Below are 24436 nucleotides of genomic sequence, written 5' to 3'. Positions count from 1 at the left end.
CCATGTCCGTCGAATCCATTCAGGCAGGCAAGCAGCTGCCCAACATCCGCCCTGAGATCGTCAACTACGAGCGCCGTCCGCGCGCGCCGAAGCAAACCGAACTGTGGACGCTGCTGGCCATCGTAGCCGTCTGCTTCGCCGCGTTCCTCGTGGTGCCGATGGCGCTGGTCATCTTCCGGTCCTTCACCACCGCATCCGGCGACGCCACGCTCGCCAACTATGCGGCCGTCCTCTCCCGCCCGGAGTTCACGCGCTCGATCACCAACTCGCTGGCCGTTTCCGCCACCTCCGCACTGGTGGCCGTGCTGCTCGCATTCCTGTTGGCTTACACCATCAACTGCACGAATGTGCCGGCCGGATTCAAGAAGGCCGTGGCGCTGCTCGCCCAGCTGCCGATGCTGCTGCCGACCATCACCTACGGTTTCGCCATCATCTACTCGTTCGGCAAGCAGGGTCTGATCACCCGACTGTTCGGACACCAGCTGTTCGATATCTACGGGTTCAACGGCCTCTTGATGGGCTACGTGATCTACACGCTGCCCACCTGCTTCCTGCTGATCAACAACAGCTTCCAGTTCGTGGATAAGAAGTTCATCATCGTCTCGCACATCATGGGAGACAAGCCGCTGACCACGTTCCTCAACACCGTGCTTCGCCCATTGATTGGCACGATGGCGGTGGCGTTCATCCAGTCGTTCTTCCTCGCATTCACCGACTACGGCATTCCTACCTCGGTGGGCGGCGAGTACGACGTGCTGGCCATGACCCTGTTCAACCAGATGCTCGGCTCCATCCCGAACTTCAACCGCGGTGCCGTGATCGCCGTGTTCATGCTCATCCCCTCGATCATCTCCATCATTCTGATGACCGTGCTGGAGCGTTTCGCCATCCGCTACAAGCAGATCAGCCAGGTCGAACTGCCGAAGGGCAAGCGCCGCGACTGGTTCTGCGGTATTGCTTCCGTGGTGGTGCTGGTGTGCACGCTCTCCGTGTTCGCCGTGATTCTGCTGATTCCGTTCGTCACCGAATGGCCGTTCAACGTGGCGCCCACGTTCTCACATATCGCGAACATGTTCACCGATTCCGAACTCACCCAGGTGTTCACCAACTCGCTGTATGTGGCCGTGATGACCGCCATCGTAGGCTGCCTGTTCGCCTACGCCGCAGGCCTCGTGACCTCCCGATCCAAGCTGCCGAACTGGGCGAAGCGTTCGGTGGACGCAATCTCCGCGATCATCAACACCGTGCCTGGCATGGTGCTCGGCATCGCCTTCCTGTTCGCGTTCTCAGGCTCCTCGCTGCAGAACACGTTCTGGATTCTGATCATCGCGAACATCATCCACTACTTCGCCACCCCGTACCAGATGATCAAGGATTCGCTCTCCAAGATGAACGCCGGCTGGGAGACCACGGCCAAGCTCATGGGTGACAACTGGATCAAAACCATCGTGCGCGTGGTGACGCCGAACGCATGGCCCACGATTTTGCAGGTCTTCGGCTACTACTTCGTCAACGCCATGGTGACCATCTCCGCGGTGGTCTTCCTGACCGGTGCCCGCACGCAGGTAATCACCACGAAGATCTCCGCATTGCAGCATATCGCCAAGTTCGATGATGTGTTCGTGCTCTCGCTGCTGATTCTGGTCACCAACCTGGTGGTCAAGGGTGTGATCGCGTTCGCCACGCGCGACCGTTCCGCCGAACGTGCCAAGGCTGCCGCCCGCGTACCTGTCAAGACTCCGCAGCTGGCCGCCGCCCGCTCCACAGTCGCCGCTGATACGCGACTGACCGCTGCCGCACAGGCCGCGCACAACGGTACGCCGGACTTCCCGCTGCCGACTTCCGGCAATCGCAAGGCTCGCAACGCGTTCACCGCAGGACTGTCCGCAGTGCTCGCCGTGCTGCTGGTCGGCTTCGGCTTCGGCGCCACGGCCACCGCCAGCACCAATGGTCAGGTGGTGATTTACACGAACGCCGATGATGAGGCTGTGGTGGCCTTCCAGCACGCGCTGGATAACAACGGTTTCAAGAACCAGTACATCATCCAAAGCTTCGGCACCTCCGAGCTCGGCGGCAAGATGCTCGCCGAGGGCAAGGCTCTGGAAGCGGACATGCTCACCATGAGCTCCTACTACGTGGATTCCGCGCAGGATCGCAACCATATGTTCGCCGATCTGACCGACGTGCATTCTAAGCTGCTCGGCACTTCCGAGAATTCCACGGCACCTGCATACCGCTCTCCCACCACCGCACAGGAAGGCGCAATCATCGTGAACACCACCGCGCTGAAGGAGGCCGGCGTGCCTGAGCCGAAGAGCTTCAAGGATCTTGCCGACCCGCAGTACAAGGGTCTGATCTCCGTGCCGGATATGGAAGGTTCCTCCACCGGCTGGCTGATGATCCAGGCCATCGCCGATGCCTACGGCACTGGCGATGAAGGCAAGCAGCTGCTGACCGCCATCTACCGCAATGCCGGCCCGCATCTTGAACAGTCCGGCTCCGGCCCGTTGAAGGCCGTGCGCTCCGGCGAGGTGGCGATTGGCTTCGGTCTGCGTCACCAGGCCGTGGCTGATAAGAAGAAGGGCCTGCCGATCGATTACGTGGACCCCGAGGAAGGCAACTACTCGCTGACCGAGTCGGTGGCCGTGCTGGACAAGGGCGCCAAGACCAACCCGAAGGCGCAGAAGATGGCCGGCGTGATCATCGACAAAGGCCGTAAGGAGCTCCTGAAGACCTATCCGACGCCGCTCTACCAGGGCGAGAAGGCTCCGGCCAATGCGTCCAAGCGTTCGAAGACCTTCCCGAAGCCCCTGACCGTGGATCTGCTGCAGGAGCATCAGGACTTCTCATCCGAATGCAAGAACCTGGCGCAAGGCAAGTAATAAGCCAAGCAAGGTTCATACCCTATTTCTGGCTCCCTCTGATGAGGGAGCCACCACCCCTACCCGTACCTAACTACATACGACACTCTGATTGTCTTCTGAAAACTACGTAGAAGATTACAGAAACTACGCGGCTGATTAGACTCAGCCGCAGAACCCCAAGAAAGGAAATCCACCAATGGCAAACGAATACAAGCTGCTGACCCCCGGTCCGCTGACTACCACCCGTACGGTCAAGGAAGAGATGCTCTTCGACCACTGCACCTGGGATGAGGATTACCAGCAGATCACCCAGAAGATTCGCCGCCAGCTGCTTGAGCTCGCCCACGTGAACGCCGACGAATACACCGTGGTGCTGATGCAAGGCTCTGGCACCTTCGGCGTGGAGAGCGTGCTGACCTCCGTGATCGGCAAGGATGAGAAGGTGCTGCTGTGCACCAACGGCGCATATGGTGATCGTCAGGCCAAGATCTGCGACCACGCCGGCATCGCCTACACCCAGTACGCCGAGCCGTACGACCGCATTCCGGATGCCGCCAAGGTTGAGGAATACCTCGCCGCCGACCCGACCATCACCCATGTTTCGATGATTCACTCCGAAACCACCTCCGGTCTGCTGAACGATATTCAGGCCGTAGCCGCCGTGGCCAAGAAGCACGGCTGCACCTTCATGGTGGATGCCATGAGCTCCTTCGGCGGCGTGGACATCCCTGTGGCCGACTGGGGCATCGATTTCCTCGTCTCCTCCGCCAACAAGTGCATTCAGGGCGTGCCGGGCTTCAGCTTCATCATCTGCAACAAGGCCAAGCTGGAAGCCTCCAAGGGCAAGGCCCGTTCCCTCTCCCTCGACCTGTGGGATCAGTGGAACACTTTGGAAAAGGCCAACGGCAAGTGGCGTTACACCTCCCCCACCCACGTGGTGCTCGCCTTCTCCAAGGCACTTGACGAAATGTTCGCCGAAGGCGGCATTCCGGCCCGTTCCGCCCGTTATGCGCTGAACAACCACCTGCTCATCGCCCGCATGAAGGCGCTTGGCTTCCGCGTGTTCCTCAAGGACCACCAGGGCCCGATCATCACCACCTTCCTTTACCCGGAAGGCACCCAGTTCGACTTCCATGACATGTACGAGTTCATCAAGGAACGCGGCTACGCCATCTACCCGGGCAAGCTCACCAACGAAGACACCTTCCGTCTGGGCAACATCGGCGAGATCTACACCGACGACATCGAAAAGGTGACCGAACTGCTGGCCCTCTACATGGGCGAGCGCGGTCTGCTTGAGTCCGCCATCGGCACCGATTCCGTGCCTGAGGCCATCGCCGCCATGGACAAGGCCGGCGAACCGATCAAGGCCGCCGCCCCCGCCGGCGTGAAGCTCGTCGCCTGATAACCGGCGACACAGCCCCCCATATTCGGCTCCCTTCTCCGAGGGGAGCCGGCCGCGAAGCAATCATCATTGACTTTGGTTTCACAGAATATCGAGGAAACAATGACCAACCGTTTTGAAGCTGTTATTTTCGACTGGGCCGGCACCACCGTGGACTACGGCTGCTTTGCCCCGGTCCGCGCCTTCCAGGAGGCGTTCAAGGAGTTCGGCATCGAGCCCACGATGGCCGAAACCCGCAAGCCGATGGGCATGTTGAAGCACGACCACATCAACACGATGCTGCACATGAACCGTATCGCCCGCGCATGGGAGGACGAGCACGGCGCCGCCCCCACCGATGCGGATGTGGATGCCGTCTACAGCCACTTCGAGCCGAAGCTGCTCTCCATTCTGGATGGTTTCGCCGATCCGAAGCCGGGCGTGGTGGATGCGGTTGCCGAACTGCGCGCAGCCGGCATCAAGATCGGCTCCACCACCGGTTACACGGACAAGATGATGGAGATCGTGGTGCCGAAGGCCGCCGAAAACGGGTACGCGCCGGACTTCTGGATCAGCCCGGACGGCACCAATGGCTTCGGCCGCCCCTACCCGTACATGGTGTTCAAGAACCTTGAGAAGCTTGGCGTCACCGATGTGCGCAAGGCTGCCAAGGTGGGAGACACGCTCTCCGATATCCGCGAAGGCAAGAACGCCGGCGTCTTTACCATTGGCGTTACCGAGGGCAGCTCGCAGATGGCATTGTCCGAGGACGAGTTCAACGCCCTCTCCGAAGCTGAGAAGGCCAAGGCTCGTGCCGCCGCTCGCGACGCGTTCGTGAATGCCGGCGCCGATGCCGTCATCGACACGATGGCCGAGCTGCCGACGCTCCTCGCTCAGCTCGCCTGAAGCGTCTTCGAGATTTTGCCGCACTGACGAACTCTCAGCGCGGTGAAATCTCGAAAAGAACCCATTGCCCGAGAAATTACCGCACTGACAACTGCTCAGTGCGGTAATTTCTCGAGGTCGCCACTTATTTCGAGATTTTGCCGCACTGACGATCGCTCAGCGCGGTAATTTCTCGAAATCCACCGTATTTGGCACTATCACATCGATTCGCAGATCATCCGGATGCCGCTTTCAATATCGTCGGCATCCGGATGCACGATATTCAGGCGAATATGTGAATCATCCGTCTCATCAACATCAAATACGCTGCCGGGCATGAACGTGACGCCCTCGGCACGGCAGCGGTCGAGCACATCCAGCGAACGTACCCCATCGGGCAATGTCACCCAAATGTAATAGCCACCTTCCGGCACATTCCACGTCATACCTTGCACCGCATACCGTTCCAAGGCGGCAACAGCCGCGTCCCGTCTGCCACGGTAGGCGGCGGTCAACGTTTCCACATGTTCGGCGATGCGGCCTTCTTTGAGCAGTTCCAAGCAGATACGCTGTGATGACGTGCTCGTATGTTGATCGACCATGCGGCGCAACGCGGCCAGCCGGTCAATCACATGCGGGTCGGCCACAATCCACCCGGTTCTCAACCCCGAGGTCACCGTTTTGGAGAACGTGGATAAATACATCACATATCCCGCGTTTTCCATACCCTTCAACGGCACCGGACGCTGGCCGCTATGGCCACTAGCCTTGTCACTAGCCTTGCAACGGTTCTCGCTGTGGTACTCGCCACCAGCGTCACCACGGCTCTCCCCACCGACCGCAACACGGTTCTCGCTGCGGTTCCCGCTACCAGTGGCCCCAAAGCTCTCTCCACCAACCTCACCGCGGATCGCCCCGTCAGCTGCGACAGCTCTCGCCTCATCCGCGCCCCCATACCACAGCTCACCATAGGCATCATCCTCAATAATGAGGCACTGATAGCGACGTGCCACATCGATGAGTTCCTTGCGTCGCACGGCCGGCAGCGTCGAACCGGTCGGATTCTGGAACGTTGGGATCGTATAAATAAACTTCGGATGGAATCGCGCACAGTAGCCTTCCAGCAGATCGGTCCGCATGCCATAGTCATCCATGGGCACGCCCACAATGCGAGCATCGGCGGAACGGAAGGCCTGCAACGCCGGGAAAAACGTGGACTGTTCCACCAGTACGCAGTCACCAGGGTTGATGAACGCGCGCACGCACAGGTCGATGCCCTGTTCCGAACCGGACAGCACCATCACATTGCGCGCATTGCAATGCACACCGCGTGTGCGCATATGTGCGGCAAGCAGTTCGCGCAGTTCCGGGAATCCCTCGATCGGTGACTCCGGCTGCCCATCGAATTCATGCGAAGCGAACGCTTCCAGACTCACCGCGCGCAGCAAATCATCCGGTATATCCGCCGGGTTAGGCGATCCGGTAGCGAAATCGATCAGCGATTTGCCGTTCTGCGCGCGATTGGCAGCTGCGATGTCGTGATAGGTGAAGCGATTGGAATAGTCGCTGAACAGCACCGACCATGGCGGGCGCACGACGGTCGGCTCGACCGTATCCGAAAGCGGCTCATGGCGCGCAATCCGTACCTGAGCGGCCGAAGTATGCCCCCGCGCATCCGTCTGGGCAACCACACCGTCACCCGTTGAATTCTGAGCCAATATCGGCGATATCGTTCGCCCGGATGCAGTCATTCCTCGTACCGCATGGCCAATCACCGAGGCATTTTGCGGCAAAACAAAAGTGCCTTTGCCAACTTTGGAGGCGATGAGCGCCTCATCTTTGAGCTGCTGATAGGCCTGCAGCACGGTGGTGCGATTCACACCAAGTTGCGCGGCGAGCTCACGTTCGGGAGGCAGACGGTAGCCTTCGGCGAGCGCGCCGGAGACGATCTGCTCGCGCAATTCACCGGCCAGCTGCTTATACATCGGCACGCTGCTGCGCCGGTTCAACTGCAATTGCATGATCGCCTCCTTAATCACCCCACCGTAGCGCTCTACACGCTTCCATGCGGCAACCACTCTCCACCATGTGGCAATTATTCCACGGTGTGGTTTTACGGAACCGCGAAATATCAGCGTTTTGGCATTATTCCGCCATTTTCAAAAACCACACCGTGGGGGTTTGCCACACCGTGGGGGTTTGCCACACCGTGGGGGTTTGCCACACCGTGGGCGGCTTACAGCGAGAGGAACAGCTCGTGCAGGCGCGTGTCGCCCGTCAGTTCCGGGTGGAATGCGGTGGCAAGGATTCGACCTTGCCGCAAGGCCACGGCATGACCGTCCACCTCCGTCTCCACGCTCGCTTCCGGACCGACCGATACCACGTAGGGTCCGCGGATGAACACCAGCGGGAAGTCGGCGATATAGTCGGGTGAACCCAGCTGCCCAAAATCCGCGGTGGCGGCGAAACTGCCCAGTTGGCGGCCATACGCGTTGCGACGCACCACGGCATCCAACGCGCCGAAGTATACGTTCGGATCATTGTCGAGCTTCTTGGCCAGCAGAATCATGCCGGCGCACGTGCCGAATACCGGCTTGCCCGCCTTGATATGCGCGTCAATCTTCTCGAACAGACCAGTGGAATGCAAGAGCTTGCCCTGCGTGGTGGATTCGCCGCCCGGCAGAATCACGCGGTCGATGGAATCATCGAAATCCTCGGCGGCGCGCAGCAACTTCCATGGAGCGCCCAGCTTATCGAGCACGGCAGCATGTTCGGCGAACGCGCCCTGCACGGCGAGAATGCCGGTTACGCCGTGAGTCGCGGTTTCGGCGTCGTCTGATTCCTCTTTGGAAATGTATTCAACAGCTACAACCATGTCACTCTCCGCGGGCGGCCATGATGGTCTGGATTTCGTCTTCGTTGATGCCCACCATCGCTTCGCCAAGGTTTTCGGAGAGCTTGGCGAGCAGATCGGCATCCTGCCAGTTGGCGGTGGCCTTCACGATGGCGGCGGCGCGCTTGGCCGGGTCGCCGGACTTGAAGATGCCGGAGCCCACGAACACGCCTTCGGCACCGAGTTCCATCATCAGTGCGGCATCGGCCGGGGTGGCCACGCCGCCGGCGGCGAAGTTCACCACAGGCAGACGGCCGTTGTCGTGCACATACTTGGCCAGATCGTACGGCACAGCCAACTGCTTGGCGGCCTCGTACACTTCGTCATCGCGCAGGGAGACCAGCTCGTGAATCTGCTTGTTCATCGTGCGCATGTGCCGCACGGCCTGAATCACATCACCGGTGCCAGGCTCGCCCTTGGTGCGAATCATCGCGGCACCTTCGGCGATGCGGCGCAGCGCCTCGCCCAGGTTCTTGGCACCGCACACGAACGGCACATCGAACTGGTTCTTGTCGATGTGGTACACGTCGTCGGCCGGCGAGAGCACTTCGGATTCATCGATGTAATCAATGTCGATGGCCTGCAGAATGCGGGCTTCGGCAATGTGGCCGATACGCACCTTGGCCATGACCGGAATGGAAACGGCTTCCTGAATGCCCTTGATCATGGCCGGGTCGCTCATGCGGGAAACACCGCCGGCCGCACGGATGTCGGCGGGGATACGCTCCAATGCCATAACTGCGCAAGCGCCGGCATCCTGAGCGATTTTCGCCTGCTCAGGCGTGGTGACATCCATGATCACGCCACCCTTGAGCATCTGCGCCAGATTACGATTGAGTTCCGCACGATTTTCAGCCATTGGTATCCCCCTATGTGATTCTGTGTGAATGAAATGGGCTTATCGTCCCGCTCATTATCAAACACAACAGCACACAGGCCACCAAAGCAGTCCAATTTGGATGGGGCCAATTGGAGGGTTTGTCACCCATCCAATTAGCCCCATCAACAACGGCCGCGACCAATCAACTCAATCAACTCGATCAACTCAATCAACAACGGCCGCGACCAATCAGCCGCAGCTCCCGCGAACCTCACTTACTGGTACTGGGGCATCTCGGAAGCCAAGGTCCACCCTTCAGGGCTTGCGTAGTGGTCGGTCACCTCGGACGGCACCTTCAACTGGTAACGAGTCGAAGCCGTGCTGCCAGCATCATCCCAGGTGGCGTCCATCAGGAGCCATTGCCCATCGATTTTCACATAGTTCCATGCGTGGCCCGCCTTCGTATTTGCCACGGATCCCACCACTACGCGAGTATCCAAGCCGGCGGATTGGGCAAGCGCCTGATACGCGTACGAATACGACATGCACACGCCCTTGCCTACCACCACACCGTACGTACTCCATGCGTTCGGGTACTTCTCCATGGCGTCACTGCTTTCGAACGCGTTGCTATTACCTTGCCCAACAGCGTTGAACGCGTCGAAATCGTATTCCATCTTGCCGGCCAGATATTGGTCGATGGCGATGGCCTTGTCGCGATCCGAGCCTTGGAATTGCCCCTTGGCGGAGTTGGCCAGCTTCTCCAAATCCTGCTGACGCTGCTTGTAGTCGTCTGGATACTTGACCCACATCACTGTCTTGTTGCCGCTCTTTCGAACCGTGTAGTTCACGGTATCGGACACCACGGCAATGTACGGATTCTGTATCAGCACCTCGCTCATCACATCTCCGGTACTGCTTTGATAGGCATCGCTGGCGTACTTGCTGATGTCGATCACCTCGTGGCCGTTCAAAATATTGTTGGCCAGATACTTGCCGAATGTGGTGGAGGCGTAGGTGTAGAGCGGCGACTCCTTGGTGTCGGAGTCGATCTTCTTGTTCTCGTATCCGGTCCAATCCACGTCGGTAACCGAATACAGTCGGTTGAGCACGCCGCCAGCCTTCGGCAACGCATCGGTTGCGGCCTTGGTGATCTTCGGGAAGACCTGGTTGAGATCACCCTCGTAATACAGGTGACCGGTGTCTTGAATCTTGGTACCGGGAGCACTGTAGGTGAAATGCCAGCTGTGTCTGCCGTTGTCCTTCAATTCGCTGAAGTTGCTGGGTACTGCCACTGTGGCACCGTTCGCCATTTCAACGAACGTGTACACATAGTTCTGCATGCTTTCTTCGAGGGTGTTCTCCTCACCGAAGTAACCCTTCATGCCATACAATTCCTGATCGATCTGTGCCTGTTCGGCAAGTCCGATAGGGATGGAGGGCACGAGCGAATTGGCGTCAATGGCATGCCACCGGCCTTCGTGACCGTCCTTATCCACAGCTGTGACCACGATGTACAGTTTGTTGGCGGAGGCAGCATCCCATGAGCCGCCGGCATCCTGCAGAATCCGCGCACAGTTCTCACTCGAGGAATTCTGGCAATGCTTAATGGAGTCCTCATGCTCCTTTGCCACGGACTGGAAGGCCGTATTCTGCTTCACCACGCGCACATAGCCATCATCATCCTTATAGGATGTCGGCTTGTCGTAATCGTCGGAGAGCAGTTTCGTGGAAGTGGACGACCCAATCTTCTTGAGAGTGAAGCTGGCCGGCGTGTAGTCCTCGTCCGTCTCCTTGCCGATTTGCTGATAGCGGATGTAGGCGTACACGTTGTACGACTTCGCGCCATCCACCTTGTCCCAGGAGATATCAACGCCACCGGTCTTGTTCACCACCGGCGTCACATTATTCACCTGCGGCAAACGGGTGATATCCGTATGCTCCTTGACGCGGAAGAATTGCACGATCGGCTTGGCGAGTTTCTTGCCGTTTTCGGCCACATACTGCACGTAGTAATAGCCGTTTGAGGGCAGGAAGCCATATTTCTTGCCTATGGAATCGCCATGCTGCATGTCCTTCGGCAGCTCCATGCTGCCGGACAGGTCGATGGTTCCGGCGCCCTTGGTGGCGTCAAATGGCCCGGTTGCGTTGACTGTGGCGGGAATAGGCACGCCGAGCGAGGAGTCCTGATACACGCGGGCGCAATCGTTGAGCTCCAGATCCACGTTCTCCAACTGGGATTGGCCGACCGCAACACTGTCGCGAATCTTGACCGGCTGCTTCATGTTAATGGAGAACTCATAGTAGGTGTCTACCGCAATCGGATCCTTGAACTGGTATTTGCCGCTTGGCATGCCGGCATACGCCTGCTCTTTGGTGGGCAGCGTGGAATCGGACATGATGCCATCGATTGCACCGTCCGCCTTGAGCATGAAGTGGCCGGCGACCACAGCGATGCTGCACACCAATGCCACTATCGCGATGATGGCGACCGGGATGATCCACAGTTTCCTTTTCTTTTTGCCGCCCTTCGGCTGATACTGCGGCTGACGGCCGGGTGCCGGTCGATTGCCGCGACCGACGGTATTCGCCGGCACCGTCTGCTGTGCGGGCTGGTTTGGATTGCGCCCCTGATTCGACTGCGGGTACTGCTGCGCGGGCTGGTACTGCGGCTGCTGCGGCGGGTACTGCGGCTGCGGCGGCGAGTATTGCGGCTGCGGCGAGTATTGCGGCTGCGGCGGGTACTGCGGCTGTGAGTTTTGTGGATACTGCTGTGCCGCCGGGGCTTGCGGCTGCGCAGGGTACTGCGGCCTATATTGTTGGCCGCCCTGATACTGCTGAGGGTACTGCGGTTGCGCTGGGTACTGTGGCTGTGCAGGGTATTGCTGCGGCTGATAGGACTGCCCTGGCTGCTGCGGTTGCCCTTGAGGGTACTGCTGCGGCCATGAGCCATTGGTTAAGCCATTATCCTGTGGCTGATTGGTCCGGTTGTTCGGCTGCTGCGGTTCTACCATGATCCGCCCTTCTGTAACCCGATGGCTCGGGAACCCCTTCGTTGTGCTCGATGCGCGGCATTAATCCCACGTTGAGCACGAGCATATCACCGAATGGTTGCCAGCCATAGTCTTTCCACGGGCAATTCGAACACAGGACAACGCGCGTTTACCTCGCGTACGTTCATCGCATGCAATCAACCGACGGTGTTGCCGTACACCTGTGCCTGCAGATCCTTGCGCGCGGTTTCCATGCGCGTGATTTGACCAAGCAGAGCGATTTTCTCCTCGCCGTCCGGCAATTGCGCCATACGACGTTTGGCCAAGCCGATCTGACGCATGAATCCCATATCCAGCAATCGGGTCAACAATTCGGCGGCGTACCGCTGCTCCTCCTTGGTGGCGGGACGCAGCTGCACGGCGGCGGCATTGCCCGGCACATTGGGTTGTGGCGGTTGCGCTCCATTGCCGGTGTCATCTCCCGGCAGCGGCAATGGCATCACAGCCAGTTCGTTGATGACCTGATTGAGCATCGGTCCACCGGCCTTGGTGAGGTTATGCATCCATAGGCCTTGCGGCGTATCGTCGGATGGCAAACCACCGGCCGCCGCAATCGCCTGAAACAGCGTGCGGAACACCGGGCTCATGAAATGATCGATGGTGAGCTGCGCGAACATGCCGCGATCAATGGCCCGCGGCACTTGAATCAGCGTGGCCATGAACTGTTGTTCGGCGATGAACACGGCATCGTCGATTTTGAAATACGCCTGCTCTTTGGCATCCTGACGTTCCAACGCCTTCCGCGCCGCAGGATTCGCGTACGGATTGGTGCCGGGTTCCACGCGCGGCACATCATTCTGGAAGCGGCGCTTGGGCGCGTAAGCGTCTTCATCGCGCACATGTTGCTGGCGTCGTGCGGCCATTACCTCGCGGCGCATAACTTCCAAATCCACGCCGATTCTACCGGCGGCCTTACGCGCGTACGCATCCCACAGGGAGCGGTCTCGAATCTGAGCCACCAATGGGGCCACAGCCTTCATCGCGCCCACTTGGCCAGGCGTGTAGGTCAGGTCGAAACGGTTGATGGCGGCATCAATCACAAAATCATAGAGCGGCTTGGCGTGGGCGATCAGCGAACGTACCGCCTCATTGCCGCGCTCGATGCGCAGGTCGCAGGGGTCAAGATTATCGTCGGCCACGGCCACGAACGTCTGGGAAAGGAATGCGGAATCCAATCCGAACGCATGCAATGCTGCCTTCTGACCGGCGGCATCACCGTCGAACGTGAATACGATGCGCGAGCTCAACGGCTGGTCCTTGACCTTGAGCGGGCCAACCAATTGCACCGCACCCAAGGAATCATCGGCAATCAAACGGCGCACAATCTTGGCATGTTCGGCGCCGAACGCGGTGCCGCAGGTGGCGATGGCGGTATCAATACCGGCCAGATGCATGGCCATCACATCGGTGTAGCCTTCCACAATCACCACTTGGCGCTTCTTGACAATGGCGGACTTGGCCAAGTCGATGCCATAGAGCACCTGGGTTTTGCGATACAGCTGCGTATCCGGTGTATTGATGTACTTGGCTGCGATCTGATCATCCTCATACAGTTTGCGTGCGCCGAAACCCAGCGTACGCCCGGTCGAATCACGAATAGGCCAGGTTACACGGCCGCGGAAATAGTCATAAATGCCGCGCTGGCCTTGGCGAGCCAAGCCGGCATCCAGAATCTCCTTTTGCGTGAATCCTTTGGAGGCGAGATGACGGACCAGATTATCCCAGCCTTGCGGCGCATAACCGCAGCCGAATCGTTCACAGTCGGCTTGGGAGAAGTTGCGACCACCGAGCAGTTTGCGAGCCGGCAATGCCTCCGGAGTCAGAATCTGGGAAACGAAGAAGCGTTGCGCTTCCTCGCAGGCTTCCAGCAGGCGGGTGCGCTTGGAGCCGGTACCATCCGGACGACCCGCACCATTGCCACTGTTCTCATAGTGCAGTTCGATATGGTATTTATCCGCGAGCAGCTCCACGGCCTCGCGGAAGTCGATGTTTTCGGACTGCTCCACGTATTTGAACACGTCGCCGCCCAGTCCGCAGCCGAAGCAATGCCAGACACCGAGCGAGGGACGCACGTTGAAGCTGCCGGTTTTCTCATCGTGGAAAGGACACAAACCCACGTAGGTACCGGTACCCGAGGGCTTCAACGTCACGGTCGCAGATACGATGTCATACAGGTCCGCGGCGGCGCGCACCTTCTCAACGTCTTCTTTCTTAATCATCCCGACCATAAGTCTCTAGAGTACCGCCTGATTACGGACAGGGTAAAAATTTTCCCTCTTCTTGCGCTCAACACAGAATCGAATGTAATGCCAGCGCGGAACCGTCGGTCAAGGATGCCACCTGATCGATGGCCACGCGCAAGCGCTCGTCATCATTGGTGGATTCGTTCCAATCGGCCAGGAACTGGCTTTCCAACACGTCCGAAGGGGCGGGCGAATCAGCCATCAGCACATCGATGAGGTCTTCGACGATCTTGAGCTCCTCCTGATGGAATGGCTCACGTTCGCGCGGCGCCATCACGAAATAGACGGCAATGCCCTTCAACGCCACGATCTCATAACTGGTGTCTTCGGGAATCACGATATTCGCGGAATACCGGGTCAGCGGACCCTCCCCATACGTGTCTCTGGTGGCGGTTTCCACCGACCAGCAGAATCGGCCAATCAGATCCGACGTAATGTTTTTGAGCTGCGCCAACGCTTGGCGCGACCCGTTGAAATGCGCGGGGAACACATGTTCACGGCGGAATCGCATGAACGCGGCGAGCAGCTTGTCGGCATCCCATTGCACTCCATACCAGGCACGCGTCTGCTCGATGATGTGGTCGAGAATCTGCGGATCGGCCAATACAATCGGGTCGAATGCCCCAGTGGCTATGGAATCCTCCACATCATGCACTGAATAGGCAATGTCGTCCGAAAGATCCATGATCTGGCATTCCATCGGTTTCGCGGCTTTGGGAGCGTTGCGCTTCAACCAGCGGAATACCGGCTCATCGTCCGGGTAGACGCAGAATTTCTTGGACCGCTCCCCTTTCGGATGCCGGTCGGCCTCGGCTAACGTCCATGGATATTTGACCGCGGCATCCAAAGCGGCGCGGGTCAGATTCACGCCCGCCGAACGGCCATCCGGATGAAACACCTTGGGTTCCAACCGGGTCAGAATACGCATGGTTTGGGCGTTGCCTTCAAAACCACCGATGTTCTTGGCGATTTCCGCGAGCGCTCTCTCGCCATTATGGCCGAACGGCGGATGCCCCAAATCATGGGCCAAACAGGCGCAATCGACCACATCCGGGTCGCAGCCGAGCAATGCTCCGATCTGACGACCGATCTGGGCCACTTCCAGCGTATGGGTCAAGCGTGTCCTGGCGAAGTCATCGGTACCAGCAATCAGAATCTGACTTTTGGCACCAAGCCGCCGCAATGCCGATGAATGGATCAATCGAGCACGATCGCGTTCGAAGGCGGTGCGCGATTTCGATTTTGGCGGCTCCGGAGCCCAGCGCTCCTCGTCAAAGGCGCTGTAGCCCTCGTTCGTCAGTACTGTTTCCCCATCCCGCGTTGTTTCCATAAGCCCAGCATAAGCCAGCCGCCACCGTTTCACTGATATCGATGAGCCCCGTACCCCTCAAAACACGTCACAGGTTCTATGACTCCCATACCTCTCAAACGTGTCGCAGCATCTACGGCTTCCGTCTCCCTCAAAACACGTCACAGGTTCTATGGCCGCCGTCTCCCCAAAACGTGCCACAGGTTCTACGGCCGCCGTACCCCTCAAAACACGTCACAGGTTCTATGGCTTCCATCTGTGCCTCCACACTCTCTCGGCGTGTTACAAGACGTCCGCCCCCTCGCTCCCCTCTCAGCGCGGTAAAATCTCGAAATAATCCTTAATCCCGAGAATTTACCGCACTGACTCACTCTCAGTGCGGTGAATTCTCGAGGACGGGCCTGATTTCGAGAAAAAACCGCGCTGAGCAGTCCTCAGCGCGGTGAAATCTCGAAGATGCCACTTATTTCGAGAAAAAACCGCGCTGAGCAGTCCTCAGCGCGGTAAAATCTCGAAAACCGACCTCACGGCACGAAAACCGGCCTCACAGCAGCGTCGGCTACAGCAGCGTCGACGCGTCGAGCTTCGCCAAATCCTCAGGTGGCAGCACCTCAGCAGCGTGCTCGTAGAGGCGCGGAATGCGATTCCTCAGGCACGTGAAGATCTCATAGCTAATGGTGTCGGCGGCACGAGCCCAATCGTCGGCGGTAGGCTCGGCGAAATCCTCGCCACGGCCGGGGCCGAACAGTTCCACCGTGTCGCCCTCATGTACGCCAAGCTCGGCGGCGGACCCGTGCAGATCCACAATGAACTGGTCCATGCACACACGGCCGCATACGCGCAGCAGTCGCGGACCGGCGGTGGTCATAATGCGCACCGGACCGCCTTCCTTCTCCACGTGCTTGGCGCCTTCCATATCGAAACCGGAAGCCGAACGGTGAATGCCATCCGCGTAGCCGAGCGGCACGATGGCGGTGGATGTGTTGTCCGGCGTCAGATAGGTCCGACCGTAGGAGATGCCGTGGCCAGCCTCCACATCCTTGACTGTGCCGAGCTGTGCCTGAAGGCGCATGGCCGGCGTCAGATGCCAATCGCGTGGAGTGCCCATGGCCGGGTCCGGCTCGTAACCGTACAGGCCAATGCCCGGACGGGTCAGTTCGAAGTGAATCTCCGGACGATCCAGCGTGGCGGCCGTATTGGCCAAGTGGCGAATCTCGGGCGGAATACCGGCGGCTTCCATACGGCGGGTGAAATCCTTGAACGTTTCGATCTGACGGTCGGTGGATGCCACGAATTCCGGCACGTCCGGCGAATCAGCCACGGCCAGATGGCTCCATTGGCCGATGATCTCAATCACGCCTTCCTTCGCCAGCGGCACCAGCTTGGCGAGCGCCGCGTCGAAACCGGCCGGGGTAAAGCCATTGCGGCCGAATCCGGAATCAACCTTGACATGCACGCGAGCCGGCTTGCCGAGCTTACGGGCGGCGGCGGCCACGGCATCAATACCAGGCAGGGAGCCGACGGACACATCAATATCGGCGGCGATCAGCTCGTCGAACGGCACTTCGGCGCCGTTGTACACCCAAGTTAGAATATGGCAGCGGTCGGGGCCGATGCCGAGCTTGCGCAGCAGCAGCGCCTCATGCGATTGCGCAGTGCCCAGCCACGTGGCGCCGCCCGCCAAGGCGGCCAGAGCGGCCGGCAGCAGACCATGGCCGTACGCGTCTGCCTTGACCACGCCCATCACGGCGGTGCCGGAGTGCGGGCCACCCACCACGGAAACCAAGTGGGCCATGTTGTCGCGCAAGGCCTTCAGGTCCACAATGGCTTGCGCGGGGTACTGGCGACGGGCGGCCGCGTAATTGGCCTTGCCCTGCTCGCCGGAAAAATCAATGTCAGGTGCTGCATTCATGCTCATGAGTCCCTATTCTTGCGCGACAATATGACGTGTGCGCCGGCTGGCCATATTTCAGCAAACTTTGAACGAAAAGTAACCCAAAAGTTACACATACATGACCCTTATCTTGGACTCGTAACATTGTTGTCCGCAAGTCAAGCGTAGACTAACCGAACTAAACGGTTCTTCAACAACCGTTCTTGATTCCCGGCGTTGAGGCGTGCCGGGATCCCGGAAATCCGTCCGGTTTAGCCCCATAAACCAAGTTCATGAGAGAAGAACATGGATCTCTTCCGTAAAAAAAGCGTGGATCAGCTTGTATCTGAATCCACCCCGCTCAAGCGCACTATGCACACGTTCGATCTGACGATGCTCGGCATCGGCGCGATCATCGGTACCGGTATCTTCGTGCTTACCGGTAAGGGTGCGCTCACCGCCGGCCCCGCACTGTCCGTCTCGTTCCTGCTCGCCGCCATCTGCTGCGGTTTCGCAGGACTGTGCTACGCCGAATTCGCTTCCATGGCACCGGTTTCCGGTTCCGCCTACTCCTACGCCTATCTTGCTTTTGGCGAACTGATCGCCTTTATCATCGGCTGGGATTTGATTTTGGAGTACGCTCTGCAGGCGGCCACCGTGTCCGCCGGCTGGTCTGGCTACTTCAACAAACTGCTCGAAGGCTTCGGCCTGCATCTGCCGGTCGAATTGACCGCCGCATACGGCACGACTCCGGGTGTCACCACCTACTTCAACCTGCCTGGTTTCGTGATTGTGCTGCTGATCACCTGGGTGCTGTCCATCGGCATCAATCAGACCAAGCGCACCAACGACATCATGGTGATGATCAAGCTCATTATTATCGTGCTGTTCATCGTGTGCACGGTGTGGTTCGTGAATCCGGCCAATTGGAAGCCGTTCTCCCCGTACGGCATCTACACTTTCCAGCCTGGCTCCACGCAGCCGTATGGCATTGTGCCGGCCGCTTCGATCGTGTTCTTCAGCTTCATCGGCTTCGACGCCGTCTCCTCTTCCGCTGAGGAAACCGTGAATCCGAACAAGACGCTGCCGAAGGGCATTCTGCTCTCCCTAGCCATCTCCACCGTGCTCTACATTGTGATGACGTTCATCATGACTGGCGTGGTGCCGTACAAGGAGTTCGCCAACTTCATCGACGCTCCGGTCGCCGGCGTGATTCTGGCCACCGGCTTGAACTGGCTGGCCGTGATTGTGAACCTCGGCGCGCTGATTGGTATGACCACGGTGATGCTCGTGCAGCTTTACGGTCAGTCCCGTATCTGCTACGCGATGAGCCGCGACGGCCTGTTCCCGGAGTTCTTCGGCCACGTGCACGAGAAGTACCGCACCCCGTTCAAGGGCACCTGGTTCTTCGGCATCCTGACCGCTATCGCCGGTGGTTTCATCAACATCAACGTGCTGTTCGAGCTGGTGAACATCGGTACGCTGTCCGCATTCATCATCGTGTCCGCCGGCATTCTGTGGATGCGCAAGACGCAGCCGGACGCCCACCGCGGCTTCAAGGCTCCGCTGGTGCCGTTCACCCCGATCATTTCCATTGTGTTCTGCTTCGTGCTGATTGCAGGCCTCAACTGGGAGACTTGGGTGCGATTCGCCATTTGGTTCGGCCTTGGTCTAATTGTGTACTTCGGCTACAGCCGCAAACGCTCCAAGCTGGAGCATGGTAACAAACCTGAGGTTACCGATGATTATGTCGAAGCCGCTGAAACTGCAGAAACTGCACCGGCCGAAGCCTAATCATAGGTCTGTGACCATGTAATAGAGCCCACTCGATTGAGTGGGCTCTATTACTATTCGCTGGTTGAGCGTGGAATACCGCGTATGTCATTAAGACACATCGAGGGAAGCGGCGCAAAGGTACCGCGACAGGCGCAACGAAGATGACGCTCCGCTATTCCGCGCTCAACCTACCATTCGTGGCGCTGGTAGGCGATCCTCGTCGTATCCGTGGGCCGGTCGAGCAGCTGAATCAGACCGCATCGCGCGAATCCCGCGGTTTCTAGCACATGCTGCATGGCTTTGTTGTTCGGGTGCGTGTCGGCGCGTACATTGCCGTAATGCTTCAACGCCCAGGTGATGCAATCGCGCGCGGCGTGCCGCACCAAGCCGGATGATGCGATGCGGTGAATGGTCACATACGTATCGTTATCGAGCCAAGCACCGTCGATATGCTCGTAGGTCGGATCCTTGCCTGGGCATAGCGCGAACTGTGCGAGGATTCGTTCCCGACCGTTGTGCGTATCCACCAGCAGCATCGTGCGCTGGTTGGCAATGTCGTCGATGATCACGGATTCGCGCGGGAATTCGGTTCCCCATTGCGTCGGATTGCCATTGGCAGCCATCAGCGCGCGGGCGTGCGCGTAGATCTGCTGCATGTGCGGCAGATCGCGCATCGTGGCATGGCGGAATCGGCGGCCCGTCGCCTTATGTGCGGTATTCGACTGAGTCACCTCTACCCTCTTTCTGCGCGACTGCTGGCTGCGCATCAATCGCATCACAAATCACGTACTGCCAACGGCCATATGGTTGAACTGACGGTAAACCTATCATGACGGCAATATAGAAAGCTCCGTCCGCGTCATAGCGTGGACGGAGCTCATCTCATCACGTGTTCGGCACATGTTCATCATGTGTCAGACAACGCGTCCGATGGCGCAATCCTGCCCGACACATTCAAGCACTATTGCTCAATAATCACCCGAAAATCAGACGACCTTGCGTTCGAACGGATCGGAGCTGATGCCCTCCTCCAAGATCTGCTTCGCCCATTCCTTGGCGGTGAACAAGCTGTGGTCGCGATAGTTGCCGCAGCTCTTCTCGGTGGTGGCCGGAACATCATCCCACGTGGCCTTGTATGCGATGAATTCCAACGATTCCTTGAGCGCCTTCGCCACTTCCTCGGTGGGATGCTCGCCCCAAGTCAGCAGATGGAAGCCGGTGCGGCAGCCGAACGGCGAGCAGTCGATGTAGCCCGGAATGCGTTCACGCAGCAGCACGGCAATCGTGTGCTCAATGGTGTGCAGGCCGCCGGTGGGGATGGCTTGCTTGTTCGGCTGGGTCAAGCGCAGATCATAATTGGAGATCACATCGCCATGCGGACCTTTTTCCGTATCGATGTAACGCACGTATGGCGCCTTGACCTTGGTGTGATCCAACTGGAATGATTCGACAACCGGCTTTTCCTGAGTTTCCTCTGCCATCGCAATCCCCTTTCTGTGCAGAATGCTCGTACACCGCCCATCGTAGTCGGCGATGAGGTGATAGAACTGCCCGTCGTTATAGAGGTTGGTTATAAGGCGAGGCAATCCGCCTGATTCTTCGAACACTGTGCCAAACGCCGCACTTGAGCATAAAATTGACTGTACCGTTGCACTATTGCCTCGGCAGCGCTCGGCATCAGGGAAAGAGGAACCATGATTTGCCCACAATGTCACGCAACTATTGAATCCGGACAACGATTCTGCCCATATTGTGGTGCGATTATGCCTATGACTGCGCCATCGGCCGCACAATCAGTCTCAGTACCGCTGCCGCCTGTACCAACGCCTGCGCCACCCGCAGCATCAGCATCGCCAGCACCAACCACGGCAACTGTACCGAGTCCTCAAATCCCACTGCCGCAATCACCTGCGTCACCTTCCCCAGTTCCCACGCCGTCCGCCCGTCCGATGCCGCAGCCTTCAGCGCCGCAGTCGCATAGGACCCAACAGATCCGAGCAGTGCCGGCACCAAAGGCCGCTCCCGGTGCTGTTCCTTTGCCGCCGACCCCATCGCCCTCAGCCCAAACGACAATCCTGACATCTCCGGCGGTACCGGTACCACCAACGTCACCCGCAACAGCCACATCATCGGCAACTGCAGCCAACACCTCATCCCCATCGCCCAAAGCTCGCATATCCGCAGCCTCGGTTATCGGGAAAGTCACTTCGCGCAAACTCATCATCATCTTGTCGGCATCGTTGGCATTGCTGCTTGCCATCGCCGTGGGACTGTTCGTCACCTACCGAGTAGGGCTCTGGGGCGGCAGCGAACAGCGTGCCACCTCCAGCTCACAGGCCAGCTCACAGGACTCCGGAACCAACGGCGACGCATCCAAGTCCACCGCCGATTCCGGCAAGGAATCCAATGATTCCACGGATTCCGACGCCAAGAAGCAATCAGAAACGGCAACCAACCTATTCAAGAACGTTGCCGGCACCTATGTGTGGATGTCCAGCGGCACCACGCAAACCACCATCAGCGTTGACGAGACCGGTTCGTTCACCGGCAAATACATGTCCGTCACCGACCCGGATAATTACAGCCTGCAATCCGCGCCGGATTCAGCGATCAGCTCGGTTTCGTTCACCGGCAAGTTCTCCTCGATCACCGCCAACGATGCCAACGGCTACGTGCTGCAATGCGACGAAAAGGCACTGCAATTCAGCGGCGACTTGGGAGCCAACCCCAATAGCGGCATGTTCCCTTGCGGCGCTTGGCAATGGTTCCCCAATGGCACGCCATTCTCCACAGTGAGCGAGGCCTCCGGAGGACAGGCTGAAATGGCAGGACCGGAGCCGCAACGAGCCGATCAGTCGATGATCAACAAGGGCGACCCGTACACGTTCTTCATGCTGCAGCCGTGATTGTATGCCGCAGTTGCCGCAGTTGCCAGAGTTGCCGCAGTTGTAATAATTGCAGCGTCTGGGTGCACTAGGCGCACTGGGTGCACTAGGGGGTCACGTCACCGCTCGGCGCGGCTGGCGAACCATCCGCCGCGCGACTTCGTCAGCCGGCATGCTGCGCGTTGTATGTGGCAATCGCCTCCATGAAACGCTTACCATACAGGTCGAGCTTCGTGTGAGCCACGCCGTTGACGGACAGGAACTGCGCATCGGTAACCGGCTTGATCACCGCCATATCACGCAATGTCTTATCCGAGAACACGATATATGGCGGCTTGCCAATCTCCTGAGCAATCGTACGACGCAGTTCGCGTAGTTTTTGGAATAGCGCTTCATTATCATCATCAGGCGTGTAGGAACTGAGTGCGGCACCGGTACTGGTACTCGTAATGCCCGTGCCCGCGTTGGAGCTCAACGCCTCCCCGTTGGATGCACCGCGATATGACGTACGAGCCGTCACCTTACGCTCTGCTTTCTTTATCGCATACTGGAAATCAGGCGCAACGGTTTGCGCAGCACGATTGCCAAAGGTCACGATAGGCAGTCGGCCTTCCTTGATATCCAAATACCCATCCGTAACCATCTGATTCAATACGTCACGAATCAGCGCGGTATTCACATCTTTGAGCACACCAAATGTAGGCAGCTGCTCAGGGTTCAGCCATGCTAAATCCTGAGCTTGAGAGCCGCGCAAAATCTTGACGATTTTGCCGGAGCCGACGCGCTGGTCCACATCGTGCACGCAGCGGCTGATGGCGCGCGCCACATCGGTTACATCCGTGGTGGAGAACGTGCTTTCGCAGTTGGAGCATGCGCCGCATTTGGCGCTGTGGTCGTTGGCGTTCTCGCCGCTTGCAATATTGGTGCCCGCGTTGCCACCGACAGCGCTCAGCGAGACATCAGCGGAGCCAGCTGCCGCAAGTTCCTGGCCAAAATACCGGGTCATATACCGATGCAGACAGTCGGTGGTACGGCAATAGCCAATCATGGCGTTGAGCAGGCGACGCTTATGTTGCCGTGCAATCTCCTGCTGCTCGGGAGTCATGCGCGCATTCTCGTTGTCCCCATCCATGAGACGGCGGCGGGTCACGATATCGGACTCGTTCCACAGCAACGTGCAGCGGCTTGGTTCTCCGTCTCGTCCAGCGCGGCCAGCCTCCTGATAGTAGGCTTCGATGGATTCCGGCATGTTGTAGTGGATTACGAAGCGCACGTCGGACTTGTCGATGCCCATGCCGAACGCGTTGGTGGCCACTACCACCGGCACTTTATCGGTGATGAAATCGCGTTGTGCTTTTTCGCGCACGTCCGCAGCCATGCCGCCATGATAAGCGACAGCGGTGTGCCCCATGTCGTTTAAGGTTCTGGCGATTTCTTCCGTGGTTTTGCGCGTGGCACAGTAAATGATGCCGGATTCATCCGTGTGTTCGGCAAGATACGAAGCCACCCATGCGGCCTTGTATTTGGTCTCGAGTTTGACCACATCGAAATACAGGTTCGGCCGGTCGAAACCAGTTACGGTAACCGCAGGATTGCGCAAACCCAGTAATCCCACAATATCCTGCCGCACGCGTTCGGTTGCCGTGGCGGTGAATGCGCCGATCGGCGGGCGTTGCGGGAGCCCTGCAATGAATTCGCCGATGCCGAGGTATGAGGAGCGGAAATCCTGACCCCATTGGGAGACGCAATGTGCCTCATCCACAGCGATGAGGGAAATCGGCGTGCGGGCGGCGAAATCGCGGAATCGCCCGGTTTCCAAGCGTTCCGGAGCCACATAGAGCAGTTTGATCTGTCCAGCCGCGGCTTGGGCAAGCACCATGGCCTGTTCGTCCATGTCTTGCGTGGTGTTGACGAATGCGGCTGGCAGACCGATATCGTTCAACGCATCCACCTGATCGCGCATCAGGGAGATCAGGGGCGAGATGACCAGCGTGACACCCGGCAACAGGGCGGCGGGGATCTGATAGCACACGGATTTGCCGGCACCTGTGGGCATTACGCCCAACACATCACGGCCGGCGAGCAAGGCTTCAACAATGCCTTGCTGGCCGGGCCGGAATGAGTCATAACCGTAATACCGTTTGAGTGCTGCGAGCGCTGTATCCTGTGCTGTCATGGCTCCCACCATAGCGCATCGACGCGTATCGGCACCGCCAAGATGCGTTTGGACGGCATTACAAATGCTAACTCGCTTACAAGGGGCGGATTTGATCTATTCGGAAGGTCTATCTCGTTTACAAGGGGTTCCTCACCAAGTAGCCGACTCACAACAATGGCGGAATAACGGTGTGCTGATGGCCTGTATACCTTGCACACCGGCCATCAACAACCCCTTGTAACGCAGATAGATGTTCTGAAACCAGTAAATCAACCCCTTGTAAGCGAGTTATC

At 58.7% G+C, this 24436-nt stretch carries 16 protein-coding genes and 2 pseudogenes; 6 read left to right on the top strand and 12 right to left on the bottom strand.

Annotation, left to right across the window (positions count from 1 at the left end; all coding sequences use genetic code 11):
- The first annotated feature begins 2 nt into the window (after positions 1-2).
- The 3 genes from JS530_RS03565 (at position 3) to phnX (ending at position 5154) form a co-directional block, all read left to right on the top strand.
- Positions 3-2882, top strand: a complete 2880-nt coding sequence (locus JS530_RS03565) for an extracellular solute-binding protein (RefSeq protein ID WP_214375840.1) — start codon at positions 3-5, stop codon at positions 2880-2882.
- 178 nt (positions 2883-3060) lie between these two features.
- Entirely contained in the window at positions 3061-4269 is a 1209-nt protein-coding gene (locus JS530_RS03560; protein WP_214375839.1) for a 2-aminoethylphosphonate--pyruvate transaminase, read from the top strand.
- A gap of 102 nt (positions 4270-4371) precedes the next feature.
- Positions 4372-5154: a phosphonoacetaldehyde hydrolase gene (gene phnX / locus JS530_RS03555; protein ID WP_214375838.1), complete on the top strand. Its 783-nt coding sequence runs from the start codon at positions 4372-4374 to the stop codon at positions 5152-5154.
- 197 nt (positions 5155-5351) lie between these two features.
- Here the strand turns inward: phnX and JS530_RS03550 are convergent, their stop codons facing one another.
- From JS530_RS03550 to alr, 8 genes and pseudogenes are all read right to left on the bottom strand, one after another.
- Complete coding sequence (locus JS530_RS03550) at positions 5352-6854, bottom strand: aminotransferase-like domain-containing protein (protein WP_425350849.1); 1503 nt, start codon at positions 6852-6854, stop codon at positions 5352-5354.
- 66 nt (positions 6855-6920) lie between these two features.
- Positions 6921-7154 (bottom strand): annotated as a pseudogene (locus JS530_RS11060) (GntR family transcriptional regulator); the annotation flags it as partial.
- 215 nt (positions 7155-7369) lie between these two features.
- Positions 7370-8008 (bottom strand): pyridoxal 5'-phosphate synthase glutaminase subunit PdxT, encoded by a 639-nt coding sequence (gene pdxT / locus JS530_RS03545; protein ID WP_214375836.1) that lies wholly within the window; start codon positions 8006-8008, stop codon positions 7370-7372.
- Position 8009: 1 nt separating this feature from the next.
- On the bottom strand, positions 8010-8885 hold the full coding sequence (pdxS, locus tag JS530_RS03540) for a pyridoxal 5'-phosphate synthase lyase subunit PdxS (protein WP_214375835.1): 876 nt from the start codon (positions 8883-8885) through the stop codon (positions 8010-8012).
- A gap of 236 nt (positions 8886-9121) precedes the next feature.
- Positions 9122-11860 carry a transglutaminase domain-containing protein gene (locus JS530_RS03535; RefSeq protein WP_214375834.1) on the bottom strand — a complete coding sequence of 913 codons (2739 nt, stop codon included), beginning with the start codon at positions 11858-11860 and terminating at the stop codon, positions 9122-9124.
- 176 nt (positions 11861-12036) lie between these two features.
- Positions 12037-14127, bottom strand: coding sequence for a DNA primase (gene dnaG, locus JS530_RS03530; RefSeq protein ID WP_214375833.1), 2091 nt, complete (start codon positions 14125-14127; stop codon positions 12037-12039).
- 58 nt (positions 14128-14185) lie between these two features.
- Positions 14186-15472 carry a deoxyguanosinetriphosphate triphosphohydrolase gene (locus JS530_RS03525; RefSeq protein WP_214375832.1) on the bottom strand — a complete coding sequence of 429 codons (1287 nt, stop codon included), beginning with the start codon at positions 15470-15472 and terminating at the stop codon, positions 14186-14188.
- 538 nt (positions 15473-16010) lie between these two features.
- Entirely contained in the window at positions 16011-17369 is a 1359-nt protein-coding gene (gene alr, locus JS530_RS03520; RefSeq protein WP_214375831.1) for an alanine racemase, read from the bottom strand.
- A gap of 261 nt (positions 17370-17630) precedes the next feature.
- Here alr and JS530_RS03515 point away from each other — a divergent pair, with 261 nt between their 5' ends.
- A complete protein-coding gene (locus JS530_RS03515; RefSeq protein WP_240541070.1) occupies positions 17631-19118 on the top strand; it encodes an APC family permease in 1488 nt (495 codons plus the stop codon).
- 170 nt (positions 19119-19288) lie between these two features.
- Here JS530_RS03515 and JS530_RS03510 read toward each other — a convergent pair whose 3' ends face one another.
- Together JS530_RS03510 and JS530_RS03505 are read right to left on the bottom strand one after the other, a co-directional pair.
- Positions 19289-19831, bottom strand: coding sequence for a GNAT family N-acetyltransferase (locus tag JS530_RS03510; protein WP_214375830.1), 543 nt, complete (start codon positions 19829-19831; stop codon positions 19289-19291).
- 255 nt (positions 19832-20086) lie between these two features.
- The gene (locus JS530_RS03505) at positions 20087-20581 is read right to left on the bottom strand and encodes an S-ribosylhomocysteine lyase (protein ID WP_033889558.1); all 495 of its coding nucleotides are present in this window, start codon (positions 20579-20581) and stop codon (positions 20087-20089) included.
- A gap of 213 nt (positions 20582-20794) precedes the next feature.
- On the opposite strand from JS530_RS03505, the pseudogene JS530_RS11055 reads away from it, so the two are divergent.
- Positions 20795-20857: pseudogene (locus JS530_RS11055) on the top strand (zinc-ribbon domain-containing protein); the annotation flags it as partial.
- A 128-nt stretch (positions 20858-20985) separates the two neighbouring features.
- On the opposite strand, the gene JS530_RS10780 reads toward JS530_RS11055, so the two are convergent.
- Positions 20986-21360, bottom strand: coding sequence for a hypothetical protein (locus tag JS530_RS10780; RefSeq protein ID WP_240541069.1), 375 nt, complete (start codon positions 21358-21360; stop codon positions 20986-20988).
- Between JS530_RS10780 and JS530_RS10775 the strand changes: the two genes are divergently transcribed.
- Positions 21341-22006 carry a hypothetical protein gene (locus JS530_RS10775; RefSeq protein ID WP_240541068.1) on the top strand — a complete coding sequence of 222 codons (666 nt, stop codon included), beginning with the start codon at positions 21341-21343 and terminating at the stop codon, positions 22004-22006. The two genes, JS530_RS10780 and JS530_RS10775, sit on opposite strands and share 20 nt — an antisense overlap.
- Before the next feature lie 142 nt (positions 22007-22148).
- Here the strand turns inward: JS530_RS10775 and JS530_RS03495 are convergent, their stop codons facing one another.
- Entirely contained in the window at positions 22149-24161 is a 2013-nt protein-coding gene (locus JS530_RS03495) for a RecQ family ATP-dependent DNA helicase (protein WP_214375828.1), read from the bottom strand.
- Positions 24162-24436 lie beyond the last annotated feature (275 nt).

The organism is Bifidobacterium colobi (genome assembly GCF_018555455.1).
Lineage (GTDB): Bacteria > Actinomycetota > Actinomycetes > Actinomycetales > Bifidobacteriaceae > Bifidobacterium > Bifidobacterium colobi.
The sequence above is the reverse complement of the archived record's forward strand: the minus strand, read 5'-3'. Positions and strand labels throughout refer to the sequence as shown.